Annotated in this window: 1 protein-coding gene and 1 pseudogene; both read left to right on the forward strand. The window is 74.8% G+C overall.

Annotated elements, in window-relative coordinates:
- A pseudogene (locus tag SSNG_RS31130) lies at positions 1–477 on the forward strand (PIG-L family deacetylase); the annotation flags it as partial.
- Positions 478–531: 54 nt separating this feature from the next.
- Positions 532–1109 (forward strand): enoyl-CoA hydratase/isomerase family protein (locus SSNG_RS31135; protein WP_050779949.1); only part of this gene is annotated, 578 nt, incomplete at its 3' end.

Consider the following 1109-nt stretch of genomic DNA (forward strand, 5'->3'; position numbering starts at 1 on the left):
GGCGTCGTCGAGTACGGGCTCGGCCTGCGCCGGGACATCGCGGCGGCCATCCGGCGGCACCGCCCCGAGCTGGTGATCACCCTCAACCACCGCGACACCTGGGGCGGGGTGGGCGGTGGCGGGTACTGGAACACCCCCGACCACAAGGCCGTCGGCCGGGCCGTGCTGGACGCCGCCGCCGACGCGGGCAACCGCTGGATCTTCCCCGAGCTCGTCTCCGAGCAGGGCCTGGAGCCGTGGGACGGGGTGCGCTGGGTCGCGGTGGCGAACACCACCACGCCCACCCACGCCGTCGACGCCGGCCCCGGACTGGAGCGCGCCGTCCGGTCCCTGCTGGAGCACAAGGCGTACATCTCCGCGCTGACCGACCAGGACCCCGAGGAGTACGTACGCACCTTCCTCACCGGCAACGTCCAGCAGGCCGCGGCCCGCTTCGGCGGCCGTCCGGCGGTGCCGTTCGAGGTCTTCCCCCGCTGACCGGACCCCCCTAAGCTGACGCTCCGTCAGTCCACGTGGGGGGTGCGGCAACCGGTGATCGACACGCTCGGCAGGGAGGTGGGCGAGGGTGCGGAGCGCATCCGGCTGGAGGTCGAGGACGGCATCGCGCTCCTCACCCTCTGCCGCCCCGACAAGCTCAACGGCTGGAGCTGGGAGTCCACCCGCCAGCTGGGCCTGCTCGCCGACCGGATCCGCTTCCACCCGGACGTGCGCGCGGTCCTGCTGCGCGCACAGGGCCGGGCCTTCTGCGCGGGCATCGACGTGACCGCCCCCGGCGGCGCCATCACCGGCGGCTCCGCCGCCGAACGGACCCGGAACTACTACGAGGGCATCCGCTGGGTCCACGAGCGCTTCTCGGTCCTCGCCCGCCTGCCGCAGCCGGTCGTCGCCGCCGTCCAGGGCTACTGCCTGGGCTTCGGCTTCGAACTGGCCCTGATGGCCGACATCCGGATCGCCGCCGACGACGCCGTCTTCGCCCTGCCCGAGGCCCGGCTGGGCGTGGCGGTGGACGCGGGCGGCGACCTGCGCATCGCCCGGGAGGCCGGGGCGGGCTGGGCCAAGTTCCTCGCCCTGACCGGCCGCCGGATCGACGCGGCCACCGCCGAGCGCCT

It is taken from the genome of Streptomyces sp. C, from assembly GCF_000158895.1.
In the GTDB taxonomy this organism is placed as follows: Bacteria; Actinomycetota; Actinomycetes; order Streptomycetales; family Streptomycetaceae; genus Streptomyces; species Streptomyces racemochromogenes.